Below are 12711 nucleotides of genomic sequence, written 5' to 3'. Positions count from 1 at the left end.
ACGGGAATCCCCGTGACCCCCTACCGGTGGTTCCGTTGCACTCCACCACCGGCTAATTATCCGGCGCGCCTCCAGCGCTAAGAAGAAAGCAGCCTCCTACTTCCTGCGGCGCAGGAGCATGAGGAAGCCGAGGGAGCCGAGGATGGCCACGCCGGGCTCGGGGGTGACGGTGTAGCTGAGAGGGGAGGAAAGGGTCACCGCGCCGAATCCGGGGCTGCTTGCGCCCATGGAATTCACCATCGCCTCGTTCGAGCGGAAGCTGGCATCGGAGCCGTCGCCGCCGTTCGGATTGAGGTAGGTGGTGTGGAAATCGAAGGTTTCGCCGAGCGTGAGGTCCAAGCTGGAGAGCGGGATGGTCCAGCTGTAGGTGGCGGCGGTGGCATTGCCGAAATTGCTGACCGCGGCGGTGGTGATGAAGGTGGCGGTGTTGGCATTGACGCCGGAGGGGGTGGTGAAGAGATGGTTCGAGGCGGATCCGTTGACCTTGAGGGCGAAGGCGAAATCGGAGGAGAAGCCGGAGCCGAAGGTGAGGTCGGAGCCGAATTCATTCACGACGGCGCGGCGTCCGACGAAGGGGGAGCCGATCTCGCCGGAATTCGGCAGGGCGGTGGCACCGCCGGCGGCCGAATCGAAGTAGATGACGAAGGTGTCATTGAGGGCTGCGGTGCCGCGGGTGAGGGTGAAGCTCAGGTTGGTCCCATCGTCGGTGACCTGGAGGGACCCGGTGCCGATCGGGCCGCCGAAGCCGGTGCTGCCATTGCCGAGGTAGAGCGCGGCATGGGCGCTGCCGGCCATGGCGGCTGCGATGAGGATGGGGAGGAAGGGTGTTTGGGTTTTCATCGACAGAGGGGAGATGTGGCGGGAGGACGGAGGGTTTAGGGAAAATGCGGAAGGCGGAACATCGAAGGTCGAAGTTTTGAGGCGAACGAAACGCGGAGGCGAGGGGAAAGGCAGAGTGCCGAGTGATCAGTGATCAGTGGAAAGGCGGAAGGCGGAAGGCGGAAGGCGGAAGGCGAACGTCCAACATCGAACGTCGAATATTGAATGGGAAGGCACGAGGGCGGGGCGGGATTTCCTGTGTGGACATGCCTTCAGGTGCTTCGTCCGCCTGAAGGCGGGACTACGTACCACTGGGGGCGGGCTTTGAGGGACCGCTCTTGTGGGGCTTGGAAGCCGCGATCCTAACCGGAGAGGCTCACTCCAACTTGGGAGGAAGCAGTTCGCCATCCATGGCGGCGGACTCGACGGGGAGTTCGGGCTCCTTGAAATCGACGGGGCCGCTGAAGAATCCCCAGAAACGGTTGCGCTTGGTTTTCTCAAACGCGACGGCTTGGTCGCGACCGGTCTTGATTTCGCGCAGGTCCTTCTCCCGGACTTCCACGACGGGAATGCGGGGAGCGGGCATCAGTTTGGCGATGGAGTCCTTCGAAACCTCGCCGAGCTTGGCGACGCCACTGCCCATCTTGGAGACGCCGGAAACGGTGGCATCCTTGAATTTGCCGACTTGGGCGCAGGACGCGAGGCTGAGTGCGGCGATGGCGCAGCAGAAGGGTTTCATGTGGCTAGGGGACTACGTTCGCGAAGACCCCCGACTTACTAACATCGGTGGGGGTGGCTGTCCAAAGGGATTCGATACGTGTACGCGGGGGATTGGAAGGTGCGGATCGGGGCGGGGAAGTTACCATCGCTTGATATTCAAGGGTGGTGAATCGATCGGCGTTTTTCGATGGAGGAATCAACCGCAGATGGAGGGGATTTGGGATATTGGAAAAAGGCAGGGGGGCGGGCTGTTGCGGCTGTTACCGGGGAAGGAGGATGAGGAAATTGCGGACCGGCTTGTTCCAGATCGGGCGTTCGTGAAGGGGGCCGCCTGGGACGGAGTTCGAGATCCAGAGGTCGGAGGAGCGGCCTCCGTCGAGATTGAGGGCGCTGCGGATTTTCACGCCGCCGATTTCCGATCCGGCGAGAGCGGTGGCGAGATCGGCAAGAGAGCAGGGGCCGGTGCGGGCGAGGATCCAGCCGGCGGTGCCGTCCCAGGCGATGAAGCTGCGGGCGGTGGAGCTTTTGGGGCTGAGGCCGGCGGTGGCTTGGCCGGATTCGGCGAGGAAGGGGCCGGCTTGGAGGATTTCGGAGGCTTGGCTGGGGTGTTCGCGGCGTTGAAGGGTGGGGGAGCCGCCGCCGGAGAAGAGGCCTGCGCCGAGGGAGGAGGCGCGGTTGAGGCTGCCGCTTTTCTTGCCGCCGGCGACAACGAGTCCGAGGGGCTTGCCCTCGGGGGTGAAGAAGCCGGCATTGATGGCGGCGATTCCGCGGTAGGCTTTTGCGGCGTGGGAGGCGTCGGGCCATTTTGAGCCGGGGCCGGCTTCTTGGTCGGCGACGGCGAGGCGGTGGGAGCGGCTATCGAAGCTGACGCCGCTGATGGAGATGCCGGCGAGAGAGGTCTGGACGGCGCGGGGGGACTGGAGGGCGGTTTCGGGTTTGGCGGGGGGTGGTGGAGTGGCTTGGGAAGCGGGCGGTGCCGCTTGGACGGATTCCGGTTTCGGAGCGGCGATGGGGATGGCTTCGGCCGGGTGCCTGGCGGCGCAAGAGACGAAGAGGAGGGAGGTCAGGGCGGTTTTCCAGAGCATGAGAGGAGGGAATACGGGGTGGGGGTGGTCTGCAAGGGTGATGGCGGCGGCGGCCTCCTGGTGCAGCGCTGGAGGCAAGCCCTTCCCCGGCCAAATCGATGGCATCTCACCCTCCGTTCTGTCAGGTCGGTCTTTCGGCATGTGAGCCGTCTGTGATGCGAAAACCAAAAGGTGTGGTTAGGCATTCCAAAGCGGCTGCGCCGCCATCGGGCTCACGCGGGATCTACCACAAACCATACTTGCCGTAGCCGACCGCGAAGAGACCCATGATCAAATTCGCGACCGCGTGCATGACCACGCAGGCTCCGAGGTTCTTGCTCCAGATGCAGAGCAAGTAAGTGAGCGAGCCGTAAACCAAGGCCCCTGCGTAATCCGTCGGCGAGTGGGCGACCATGAAGAGCCCGGTGACGATGGCGTAGGACTTCCACGAGGCTTGCCCGAAGGGGCGCTTCCAGTAGTCCCCTTCCCAATCCATGACGAAACGCATCAGAAAGGAGCGCCAGAAAATCTCCTCCACCAGCGCGACCACGACCACCGCCCGGACGAAGCGCATGACGAGCGCTGCCCAGTAAGCCGGCGTGCCATCGCCGAAGGCCTCGGCGGGATTGAAGCCTTTCGTCCGCGAAGCGAGGCCGAGCCACTTTTGCCAGCCCTCCGTCTGGCCGCTGAGACCGAGGCGGTCGTAGGCGAGGGTCGGCAGCAGCCAGAAGCCGATACCGACCGCACCGAAGACAACCCCGACCAGGCACCACTTGGCCGACCAACGAAAGTCATAGTACTTCCACCGGCAGGCCAGCAGCCAGAGGCAAGCCACGGTCTGCAACGGATACAGCCACTGCTCCGGCCAGTGCCGCCACCAAGGAGCGGCGGGATTGCTGGAACCGAAGAAGCTGGCGAAAATCTGCAGCAGCAGATTGAAGCCGATGAAGACGGCGAATGGCACCGCCTGGGCGCGGATCCACGCCTCGGTGCTGGCAGAAGCTTGCGGCTGCGATCCTGCGCTCATGGGAAGTCAGGGATCGCAGCCGTCCGTTCCGTTCAGAGCCGCCCCACGAAGCGCTCCATCTTGTCCATGGCCAGCTTCAAGTCATCGAAGCCGGTGGCGTAGCAGCAGCGCAGGAAGCCTTCACCGGAAGTCCCGAAGGCACTGCCGGGAACGGCGGCCACGCCTTCTTCTTCGAGAAGGCGCATGGCGAAGTCCTTGCTGGAGAGGCCGGTTCCGCGGATGTCCGGGAAGACGTAGAAGGCACCACCCGGGGAGTGGCAGCCGAGACCCATCTGATTCAGGCGCTTCACCAGGAAATCGCGGCGCTGGTGATAAGCCTCGCGCATCTTCGCGACTTCCGGCGCGCCGTTCTCCAGCGCTTCGATCGCGGCCATCTGGCTCACGATCGGGGCACAGAGCATCGAGTACTGGTGGATCTTCATCATCGCCTCCGTGATCGGCTGCGGCGCACAGGCGTAGCCGAGGCGGAAGCCGGTCATGGCGAAGGCCTTCGAGAAGCCGTGAAGCAGGATCGTCCGCTCCTTCATGCCCGGCAGCGCGGCGATCGAGACGTGCTCGCCGCCATCGTAGCGCAGTTCGCTGTAAATCTCATCCGTCAGCACGAAGATGTCATGCTCGATGCAGAGCTTGGCGATGCCTTCGAGATCCTCGCGATTGGCGGTCGCGCCGGTGGGATTGGTCGGGAAGTTGAGCATCAGCACCCGGCTCTTCGGCGTGATAGCCTTGGCGAGTTCCTCGGGCTTCAGCGAGAAGCCGTCGCGCTTGCGGGTGTGGACGCCGACGGCGGTGCCGTAGGCCATCACGATGCTCGGCGAGTAGGAAACGTAGCAGGGCTCGTGGTAGATCACCTCGTCACCCGGATTGACCAGGGCACGCAGGGCGATGTCGATGGCCTCGGAAACGCCGACGGTCACGAGCACCTCGGTCAGCGCATCGTATTCGACATGGAAGAAATCGCCGACGTAGCGGGCGATCGACTTGCGCAAGGCAGGCAGGCCGAGATTCGAGGTGTAGCTCGTATGACCCTTCTCGAGGGCGTAGATGGCGGCTTCGCGAATATGCCATGGAGTCGTAAAGTCGGGCTCGCCAACACCGAGGGAGATCACGCCCTCCCGGCCTTGGACAAGCTCGAAGAAATCGCGGATTCCCGAGCGGGGAATACCTGCGATCTGACGGGCGATTTTCTGCGAATAGTCCATATACTGACCCGGACCCTGCCGGGGGCGCGCATTTCAGGGGGAAAGCGCCCGGCGTCAACGGCGGGGAATGCGGACTTCGCATGGCAAACTTTGCAGGGGATTCGCACTTCGCATGGGAAACGGCACCTTGAGCCTCAGGAGCAACCACCGATCGAGATCAAGGTCGACGAGAAGAGATGACGCAGCCGGTTCCGATCAGATCTTGTCCGGCATCACTCCCGGCATCGCCTTCCAGACCGGTCCCTTCGGGTCGAATGCCGGAGACCCGCGACCCTCCACAGGCACGGTAGGCACCACATCGTCCACTTGGAAAAGGGGCAGGATCGGCGCGCCGCCCGGCTCGCTGTCATACTTCACCCCGTCCTCCTCGATCATGAGAGCGGCTCCGAATAGCCCTCCGAGCTCGCTCATCATGATCTCGATGGGATACTTCTGCCCGGCCCTCACGGTGAAATCCTTCCCGACCATCACGCCGCCGCGCTCGTTGTACTGCCCGCTGCCCGCGTAGTTGTAGCTCTTTACCGGGATGTCATAGCCGCCGCGACGCATCTCGCGCTCGAGCTGGCGATCCTCGGACTTGCCCGCCAGCACGGCGATGGAAGTGGCATCCCAAATCGCCCGGCCCAAGCCCGCGGAGTAGTCGCCGCCGTCCAGCACCACCTTGTTATTGAAGCGCACCACCATCACATTGTCCGCACGACCCACGAAGCGGAACTTGCCGGCCTTCGGCGCTGACACCATCCCGCGGTAGTGCGCCACCCAGTTCACCGGCTGCACATCCTTCGCGCAGCCGAAGGCCTCCGGGGCCAGGGCGGCGCTCATGATCGGGATATAAATCTTCGTCTGATAGAGCGTGTTCGGCGCCTTGTAGTATTGCTCCAGGATTTTGGTGCTCCACCGTCCGCTGCCGAGGAAGTCGGAGAGGATCTTGAGCGCCTCCGCTTCCTGCACGCCGGTGGCTTGGCCGTCCTTGGTCTGCTTCAAGTCGTAGAAGTTTCCGACCAACATGTTGTTCCCGGAGGCACTGAGCATGCCGAAGGGGCTCGCCGCCCCGCTGCCCCGGCTCATGCCCGGAGCCGTGCCGTCGCCAATGCCGGTGCCCTTGCCATTTCCCTTGCCGCCGCCGCTGCCCTGACCGCCCATCCCGCCGCTCGTGCTGGACCCGATCGGTTCGAGCGCGGCGATCCGCAGGTCGTCCGGCTCGGGCAGGCTTATCTTCGACTCGGCACCCACCGCGGCCACCCGCGAGAGTTCGGTCGGGATCATCCGTGCCTGGCGTTGCAAGGCCTTCGACTGGGAAGCCGGCGCGCCGCCACCGCCGGAATTCGGCATGAAATCCACCGTCTTCTCCGGAGGCTTGACCACCCGCAAAACCCAGAAGACGCCGATGACCAGCAGGATCACATGGAGGAGGACGGAGATCGAGAGAGAGCCGCCGCCCAGCCGCTTCCAAACGGAACGCTTCGCGGGGATCACGCGGGCAGCTGGTGGTGCCTCATGGGCGTGGTCAGGCTGGGTCATTTCGGGAGACGGGAGACTTGGGTTCACCCTATTGATGGCAGATCCGGGCGAGCGCGTACAGCTACGAATTATCATAGGAGAAACCGGGTACGGCCTGCCCTCCCGCACCCAGCCAATCCAAGTCCCCCTTGCCTAATCCCCGGGGGAAGCTTCCCTTCAAGCATGCCGCCACCCTTCGTGCCTTTTTCCTCCGTGCACGGCTGGGCGGTGGTTGTAGGCTTCGCGTGCATTGCCATCTTGGTCCTGCTCGGCAAATCCGGGGAGAAGAACGAACGGATCGCCCGCTTCATCCTCGCCCTGCTTTGCTTCTCGGCCTTCGGTTACTCGCAGGCGGCGTGGCTTGCTTTCGGCGGCCCGCGGGATCTCGATAGCATCTTGCCCCTGCACCTGTGCGACGTGGCGGCCATCACCGGCGGCTTCGCCCTGCTGACGGGAAAACGCCTGCTGGCGACGCTCACGTATTTCTGGGGCTTGGCGGCGACGATCCAGGCACTCGCGACCCCGGCGATCACGATCGGCTTCCCTCACCCCGCCTTCGTCTCCTTCTTCGTCCACCATTTTGCGATCGTGGGCATCGCCTTCTACCTGCCGATCGTGCTCGGCTGGCGGGCGGAGCGCCCCTGGTGGAAGGATCCGCTGAGAGCCCTCCTGTGGGGAAACGCCTACCTCCTCATCGCCATGGCCGTGAACCTGTGGCTGGGCACGAATTTCGGCTTCGCCGCACACAAGCCGGTCAATCCCAGCCTGCTGGACCATCTGGGGCCTTGGCCGGTTTACCTGATCTGGATGCAGGTGCTGGCGGGATTGTTCTTCTCCCTGCTGGCCCTGCCGGTGTTGCGCCGCCCGGGGAAATGATTTGGTCGCGGGAGAATTCGGCCTTATATCGCCCCCGATGAGCGAAGCCGCCGCCGACAAGCAGAAGCGCCCCCGGGTCAACGTCCGCCGTCCGGACGTGATGACCCAGGTCAATGCCGAGGTCGAGCGGCACTACCGGTCCTCGATCGTAGAGAAGATCCGCGGCAGCGGCGGCGAGATCACCATCGGCAATACCACGGTGCGCCTGGCCCAGCAGTTCGGCTTCTGCTACGGCGTCGAGCGGGCGATCGACCTGGCCTACGCCGCCCGCCGCGTTTTCCCGGACCAGCGGATTTACCTGATCGGCGAAATCATCCACAATCCCGAGGTCAATCGCCAGCTCGTCGACATGGGCATCGTTTCGCTGCCTTGGAAGGAACTGAGCGATGACTACGACAAGTTGAGCCCGGAGGACGTGGTCATCGTGCCCGCCTTCGGCGCGCCGACGAACTTCATGGAGAAGATCGAGGAGCGCGGCTGCTACGTGGTGGACACCACCTGCGGCGACGTGATGAAGGTCTGGCGCCGGGTCCGCAGCTACGCCAAGGACGGCATCACCTCGATCATCCACGGCAAGGCCGGCCATGAGGAGACCCAGGCCACCGCTTCCCGCGCGATGGGCGACGATGGCAAGGGCCATTACCTGATCGTGCTAACCCTCGATGAGACGGACGCGGTCTGCCGCTACATCCGCGAGGGCGGCGGTGACAAGGAAGCCTTCCTGAAGCGCTTCGCGCATGCCGCCTCGAACGGCTTCGATCCGGATCTCCACCTGACCAAGGTCGGCGTGGCGAACCAGACCACGATGCTCAAGAGCGAGACCGAGGAAATCCAGCGCCGGGTCCGCACCGCGGTCGTCGCGCGCGATGGCAACGCGGACAGCTTCATCTTCTTCGATACGATCTGCGGTGCCACCCAGGAACGGCAGGACGCACTCTTCGAGATGCTGCGGCGGCCGATGGATATGCTCTTCGTCGTCGGCGGCTACAACAGCTCGAACACGACGCACCTGGTGGAGATCGGCGAGCAATCGCTGCCGACCTTCTTCATCCGCAATGCGGCCTGCCTCGAATCGCTGAAGCAGATCGTCCACTTCGACCTGCACGAGAAGTCGGAAATCGCCAGCAGCTACCCCTCCGTCCTGATCGGCGAGCAGGCGGTGGTGATCGGCATCACCGCCGGCGCCTCATGCCCGAACAACCTGATCGAGGACACGATCTTCCGGATCTTCGACATGCGCGGGATCTCGCGGGAAGCGGTGAAGGCGGTGTGATCGAAAGCGCCGTCGCTTGGCTGCCTGCCTTTCCGTGTCGCGGGCAGCGGGGGACCACTCTGCGGGCCGGGTGGCTCCGCGGTCCCAGGGGGGCCGTCCGTCACTAGTGACGTTGGGATTGTCGGGAGGACGTGGATGTGCCGGGGCGAGCTGTTAGGGACCGTTCTGCCCGGCGGTGCCGCGGCGCTCCCAGTGGGGCCGTCCGTCATTGGTGACGTTGGGATTGTCGGGAGGACGTGGATGTGCCGGGGCGAGCTGTTAGGGACCATTCTGCCGGCGGTGCCGCGGCGCTCCCAGTGGGGCCGTCCGTCGATTGCGGTGCCGGCCCCTACCTCGCCGGGCGCTGCGTCGCAAACGAGATGTTCCAGATGCCCGCCTTCTGGCAGATATCCACCACCGTCACGATCTTCTGGAAGTCCGTGGTCTCATCTCCGCGCAAGCGCACGGGCTGATCGCGGCCGTGGAGCTTGGCGATCGCGGAGAGCTTTTCACCGAGCTGCGCCTGGGTCATCGCTTGGCCTTCCACGACGACCTCGCCGCTGTCGCGGACATTGACGATGATCTCGCCGCGGGCGCGCTTGGTGTCCGCGCCTTCCTGGGCCTTCGGCACGGAGACCTTGAGGTCCATCTCCGAGCGGTGGAACTCGAAGGTGACGATGAAGAAGATGAGGAGCTGGAAGACGACATCCAGCATCGGCGCGAGCTGCAGCTCGGCCGGGGCCATCTTGTGATTGCGGAACTTCATCGGGCGGCGGCGGAAGTCAGATCCCGTGGAGGTCCGGACGGTCGTCGGTGAGCGGGGAGGGGACCGGCATCGCGTAGTCCTCGCGCGTGCGGCGCGGGGCTGCGGCGGGATTTTGCGTGGCGGCGTGGCGATCGACCTGGGTCCGCAGGATCGAGATCAAGTGGGTGGCCGCGCCTTCCAGATCGGAGATCAGCTTCTGCACCTTGCCGCGGAAGTAGGCGTAGAACATCAGCGCGGGCAGGGCGATGGCGAGGCCGCCGGCGGTGGCGATCAGCGACTCGGAAACGCCGCTGGCGAAGGCCATCTGGCGGGCCCCCTGGAAGCCGCCGTCCGAGACGTGGTAGAAGGACTTGATCATCCCCATGACCGTGCCGAGCAGGCCGACCATCGGCGCGATGGCCCCGATATCGGCGAGGTAGGAGACGCGGGTGGTGAGCATGCTGGCCTGGCGCGAGCCCTCGGCCTCGGCGACGTCGCGGACCTCGGCGAAGGTCGCGCCGCTGTTCTTGGTCATGAATTCCAGGGCGCGCTGGGAGATCCGGGCCATGCACTCGTTACGGCGGCCGCAGTAGGCGATCAGGCCGAGGTAGTCATTGCGGCGGATCAGGGCTTCCGCGTTGTTCATGAAGCGGTCGCTGACCACGGCATTGCGCCGCAGCAGCATCAGGTAGAGCAGGATCATGACCACCGTCATCACCGACATCACCGCCAGAATCGGCATGGTGAAGCCGCCGGCGTGGTAGATGTGGAAGAGGTCGATCTCCTGCTTCGGCGGCGGGGTTTCCTCCGCCGCTGCGGCGAGGGCCGGCAGAAAGGTAGCCGCCATCGGGATAATCGTGCGCCACATCATGGAAGCGCGGAGTCTAGCGGCGCGATCCCCGGACGCAAGCGCCGCGAAAGGCAGAGTGGAAGGCGGGGGAAAAGGCAGGAGTGCCGAGTGATCAGTGAGCAGTGATCAGTGGGAAGAAAGACGTCCGCGAGGAGACGGCGCCGATCCCGGGTCCGCATTTTTCTTACACTGATCACTGCTCACTGATCTCTCGGCACTTTCCGGTCCTTCCCCCCTTGCACACGGCGGCATCCCGCATTCCAATGAGGATGTGGCCGCGGAGGCATGTAAGGAAAAACTCAGAACGGTGCCTCACCAGCCCGGCGTCTACCTCATGAAGGACCGTCTGGGCTCGATCATTTACGTGGGGAAGGCCCGCGATCTGAAGAAGCGCCTGACTTCCTACTTCCTTGCCTCCCGCAAGACCCGGGCGGATCTGAAGACGCGGGCGCTGATCGATACGATCGTCGATTTCGAGTTCCACCTGGTCCGCAACGAGGCCGAAGCGCTGCTGCTGGAGGGCAAGCTGATCAAGGATTACCGGCCGCGCTACAATGTGGCTTTCCGCGACGACAAGCGCTTCCTGCTGGTGAAGATCCAGCCCAGCGAGCCGTGGCCGCGCTTCGTGCTGACGCGGATGAAGAAGGACGACGGCGCGCGTTACTTCGGGCCTTTCGCCCACTCGGGAGCGCTGCGCGCGACGATCTCTTGGCTGAACCGGAAGTTCGGCCTGCGCGCCTGCCGTCCGCTGAATCCCGGCGAGAACGATTACCGGCATTGCAATGCGGACATCATCCGCAATTGCTCCGCACCCTGCATTCTGCGGATCACGCGGGAGGATTACCTGCGGCGGATCGACGAGGCCTGTCAGGTGCTCGATGGCAAGGGCCGGCGCGAGATCTTCAGCGATCTGGAGGCGGACATGGTGAAGGCGGCGGAGCGGCTCGACTTCGAGAAGGCCGCGCTGCTCCGCGATGTGGTGGACAACCTCCGCAAGACGCTCAACCCGACGCGGCAGTTCACACGCGGTCGCGGCGTGCAGACGACGGTCAAGCCGACCGAGGACCTGGCCGATCTCGGCGAATCGCTGGGTCTCGAGGGGCCGCCGCGGGTGATGGAGTGCTTCGATATCTCGAACGTCTCGTCGAACCACATCGTGGCCTCGATGGTGCGCTTCACCGATGGCAAGCCGGACAACCAGAACTACCGCCGCTACCGGATCCGGACGGTGGCGGGGCAGGACGACTTCGCCTCGATGGCGGAGGTGATCCGCCGCCGCTACTCGCGGGTGCTGGGTGAGAATGCGGAGGCGAATCCGGACGATGAGTTTTCGCAAGAGGATCCGGTGGAATTGCAGCGGCGGCTGGCGCGGGAAGGCCGCGCGAAGATCGTGCTGCCGGACCTGGTGATCGTGGACGGCGGCAAGGGCCAGCTTTCGATGGCGGTGCGGGAGCTGCGGAATCTCGGCTTGTATGACCTGCCGGTGATCGGCCTGGCCAAGGAGCGCGAGGAGGTCTTCTTCCCCGGCGAGAGCGCGCCGCTGCTGATCCCGCACGACCGCGGTGCGCTGAAGCTGCTGCAGCGGATCCGCGATGAGGCGCACCGCTTCGCCAACGGCTACAACGCGCTGCTCTACCGGCGGCGGATGAAGGAGAGCCTGTTAGACGACTGCCCCGCGGTCTCGCCGAAGAAGAAGCAGGTGCTTCTTCAGAAGTTCGGCAGCGTGGCGCGGATCCGGAAGGCGAGTGTGGCGCAGATCGCGGCGCTGCCGGGGATTTCCGAGAAGTCGGCGGAAGCGATCCTGGAGTGGCTGGGGTGAGGGTCGCACGCTTTCAGTGTGTAAAAATTTCCGATAGGCCCGCATTGCGGCCATACGGAAAAGTGCTCAGCCCACGCTGAAGTCGGAGGCCGATCGGCCCCAAACTTGAGGACGGAATTTACCTAAAATGATTATGAGCTTGAATACTGCTGATTTAAGCAGTATTGTGTTATTAGTTCCAGTGCAAGCCCTCACTCCGACCCAATCCAACCTACTGGCTTTCATCCGAAGCCAAGTAGCTGTGAACGGCCGTCCTCCGACCCACGACGAGATGGCGATTCACTTCGGATGGAAGAGTTCCTTCACTGTCCGCCAGCATCTGGCTTTAATTGAAAAAAAGGGAGCGCTGGTCCGCGAGAGGGGGAAGGCACGCGGCATTCGTTCGCTTCAGCAGTCCCGAGAAAATGGTATTCCCCTTCTAGGCACCATACCGGCCGGCCCACTTTCAGAAGCGATAGAAAGCGCCGACGAAATCCTGGCGGTGCCGCCGGGGATGTTTGCCGGAAAGCACCTTTTCGCCTTGCGGGTCAACGGGGACAGTATGAAGTGCGCGGGCATCCACGATGGCGATATCGCGGTGATCAACCCGCAACCGGAGGTCCGGGACGGAGAGATAGCGGCAATTCTTCAGCAAGACGATTCCACCTTAAAGCGAGTGTACAGAACTTCCTCGGGACTGTTTTTGAAAGCCGAGAATCCCGATTCAAGAGACATCCCCATCCCTGCCGCCGAAGCCGAGAACTGCCGGATTGCTGGTCGTCTGGTGGGCATCATCCGCCAAAAGATCTGACCGATGAGGAGCCCTGCACAAAAAGACGCCAGCAGATTCGGATTAGGCAA

General features: G+C 63.9%; 12 protein-coding genes. 4 read left to right on the top strand and 8 right to left on the bottom strand.

The annotated features are described in order from the left end of the window. Window positions 1-96 precede the first annotated feature (96 nt). The 6 genes from ABWK72_RS08130 to ABWK72_RS08105 all read right to left on the bottom strand — a co-directional run bounded on the left by ABWK72_RS08130 (window position 97) and on the right by ABWK72_RS08105 (window position 6350). Window positions 97-840, bottom strand: a complete 744-nt coding sequence (locus tag ABWK72_RS08130) for a hypothetical protein (RefSeq protein ID WP_367874292.1) — start codon at window positions 838-840, stop codon at window positions 97-99. A 355-nt stretch (window positions 841-1195) separates the two neighbouring features. Continuing rightward, entirely contained in the window at window positions 1196-1558 is a 363-nt protein-coding gene (locus ABWK72_RS08125; RefSeq protein WP_367874291.1) for a hypothetical protein, read from the bottom strand. A gap of 241 nt (window positions 1559-1799) precedes the next feature. Continuing rightward, the gene (locus ABWK72_RS08120) at window positions 1800-2624 is read right to left on the bottom strand and encodes a phosphodiester glycosidase family protein (protein WP_367874290.1); all 825 of its coding nucleotides are present in this window, start codon (window positions 2622-2624) and stop codon (window positions 1800-1802) included. 223 nt (window positions 2625-2847) lie between these two features. Further along, the gene (locus ABWK72_RS08115; RefSeq protein WP_367874289.1) at window positions 2848-3630 is read right to left on the bottom strand and encodes a CAAX prenyl protease-related protein; all 783 of its coding nucleotides are present in this window, start codon (window positions 3628-3630) and stop codon (window positions 2848-2850) included. 32 nt (window positions 3631-3662) lie between these two features. Next, window positions 3663-4829, bottom strand: a complete 1167-nt coding sequence (locus tag ABWK72_RS08110; protein ID WP_367874288.1) for a pyridoxal phosphate-dependent aminotransferase — start codon at window positions 4827-4829, stop codon at window positions 3663-3665. Window positions 4830-5024: 195 nt separating this feature from the next. Beyond that, the gene (locus ABWK72_RS08105) at window positions 5025-6350 is read right to left on the bottom strand and encodes a hypothetical protein (protein WP_367874287.1); all 1326 of its coding nucleotides are present in this window, start codon (window positions 6348-6350) and stop codon (window positions 5025-5027) included. Window positions 6351-6512: 162 nt separating this feature from the next. Here ABWK72_RS08105 and ABWK72_RS08100 point away from each other — a divergent pair, with 162 nt between their 5' ends. Together ABWK72_RS08100 and ABWK72_RS08095 are read left to right on the top strand one after the other, a co-directional pair. Continuing rightward, a complete protein-coding gene (locus ABWK72_RS08100; protein ID WP_367874286.1) occupies window positions 6513-7205 on the top strand; it encodes a TIGR02206 family membrane protein in 693 nt (230 codons plus the stop codon). A 37-nt stretch (window positions 7206-7242) separates the two neighbouring features. Beyond that, window positions 7243-8478, top strand: coding sequence for a 4-hydroxy-3-methylbut-2-enyl diphosphate reductase (locus tag ABWK72_RS08095; protein WP_367874285.1), 1236 nt, complete (start codon window positions 7243-7245; stop codon window positions 8476-8478). Between the two features lie 328 nt (window positions 8479-8806). Here the strand turns inward: ABWK72_RS08095 and ABWK72_RS08090 are convergent, their stop codons facing one another. Further along, window positions 8807-9223, bottom strand: coding sequence for an ExbD/TolR family protein (locus tag ABWK72_RS08090; protein ID WP_367874284.1), 417 nt, complete (start codon window positions 9221-9223; stop codon window positions 8807-8809). 16 nt (window positions 9224-9239) lie between these two features. Beyond that, window positions 9240-10073, bottom strand: a complete 834-nt coding sequence (locus tag ABWK72_RS08085; protein ID WP_367874283.1) for a MotA/TolQ/ExbB proton channel family protein — start codon at window positions 10071-10073, stop codon at window positions 9240-9242. 250 nt (window positions 10074-10323) lie between these two features. Here ABWK72_RS08085 and ABWK72_RS08080 point away from each other — a divergent pair, with 250 nt between their 5' ends. Together ABWK72_RS08080 and lexA are read left to right on the top strand one after the other, a co-directional pair. After that, window positions 10324-11871: a GIY-YIG nuclease family protein gene (locus ABWK72_RS08080; protein WP_367874282.1), complete on the top strand. Its 1548-nt coding sequence runs from the start codon at window positions 10324-10326 to the stop codon at window positions 11869-11871. Window positions 11872-12004: 133 nt separating this feature from the next. Further along, window positions 12005-12661, top strand: a complete 657-nt coding sequence (lexA, locus tag ABWK72_RS08075; RefSeq protein WP_367874281.1) for a transcriptional repressor LexA — start codon at window positions 12005-12007, stop codon at window positions 12659-12661. Window positions 12662-12711 lie beyond the last annotated feature (50 nt).

Source organism: Luteolibacter sp. Populi (assembly GCF_040801775.1).
Classification (GTDB): domain Bacteria; phylum Verrucomicrobiota; class Verrucomicrobiia; order Verrucomicrobiales; family Akkermansiaceae; genus Haloferula.
Note: the sequence above shows the minus strand (reverse complement) of the source record. Positions and strands in the feature narration are given on the sequence as shown.